Source organism: Pluralibacter gergoviae ATCC 33028 = NBRC 105706 (assembly GCF_001598855.1).
GTDB lineage: Bacteria > Pseudomonadota > Gammaproteobacteria > Enterobacterales > Enterobacteriaceae > Pluralibacter > Pluralibacter gergoviae.
The window spans coordinates 1-1,127 of sequence record NZ_BCZS01000088.1 but is presented as its reverse complement, the minus strand read 5'-3'; the positions used below and the strand labels follow the sequence as shown (position 1 = coordinate 1,127).

At 58.5% G+C, this 1,127-nt stretch carries 2 protein-coding genes; both read left to right on the top strand.

What is annotated here, in order from left to right; translation table 11 throughout:
- The first annotated feature begins 103 nt into the window (after nt 1-103).
- A complete protein-coding gene (locus ENGE1_RS26210) occupies nt 104-661 on the top strand; it encodes a recombinase family protein (RefSeq protein ID WP_001162012.1) in 558 nt (185 codons plus the stop codon).
- Nucleotides 662-663: 2 nt separating this feature from the next.
- Nucleotides 664-1,127 (top strand): DUF4158 domain-containing protein (locus ENGE1_RS26205; protein ID WP_064360893.1); only part of this gene is annotated, 464 nt, incomplete at its 3' end.

Below are 1,127 nucleotides of genomic sequence, written 5' to 3'. Positions count from 1 at the left end.
CCATGTGCAAACGATGTCAGAATAGAGTTAAATTTCCTATTGATTGACATATTCCGTCAAAGGTAATAGATTTCATCCTGACACTTTTGCCTTTGGAGGCATCTTGCAAGGTCAACGCATCGGCTATGTCCGCGTCAGCAGCTTCGACCAGAACCCGGAACGGCAATTGGAGGGTGTTCAGGTGGCGCGGGTGTTCACCGACAAGGCTTCTGGCAAGGACACCCAGCGTCCCGAGCTGGAAAGGCTGCTGGCCTTCGTCCGCGAGGGCGACACCGTGGTGGTGCATAGCATGGACAGGCTGGCACGCAACCTTGATGACCTGCGCCGCATCGTCCAAGGGCTGACACAACGGGGCGTGCGCATGGAGTTCGTCAAAGAAGGGCTGAAGTTCACCGGCGAGGACTCACCGATGGCCAATCTGATGCTGTCGGTCATGGGAGCCTTCGCTGAGTTCGAGCGCGCCCTGATCCGCGAACGTCAGCGCGAGGGAATCGTGCTGGCCAAGCAGCGCGGTGCCTACCGGGGACGAAAGAAATCGCTGAACAGCGAACAAATTGCCGAGTTGAAACGGCGAGTTGCGGCAGGCGACCAAAAAACCTTGGTGGCCCGTGACTTCGGCATCAGCCGCGAAACCTTGTACCAGTACCTGCGGGAAGACTGACCATGCCACGCCGCTCAATCCTGTCCGCCACCGAGCGCGAAAGCCTGCTGGCACTGCCAGATGCCAAAGACGAACTGATACGGCACTACACGTTCAACGAAACCGACCTGTCGGTGATCCGTCAGCGTCGCGGCGCCGCGAATCGATTGGGCTTCGCTGTGCAGCTTTGCTACTTGCGATTCCCTGGCACCTTTTTGGGCGTCGATGAGCCTCCGTTTCCGCCCCTGTTGCGCATGGTGGCCGCGCAACTCAAGATGCCAGTGGAAAGTTGGAGCGAGTACGGCCAGCGCGAACAGACACGGCGGGAGCACTTGGTCGAGCTGCAAACGGTTTTTGGGTTCAAGCCCTTCACCATGAGCCACTATCGGCAAGCCGTGCATACATTGACCGAGCTGGCCTTGCAGACCGACAAAGGCATCGTGCTGGCGAGCGCACTTGTCGAGAATCTGCGGCGGCAGAGCATTAT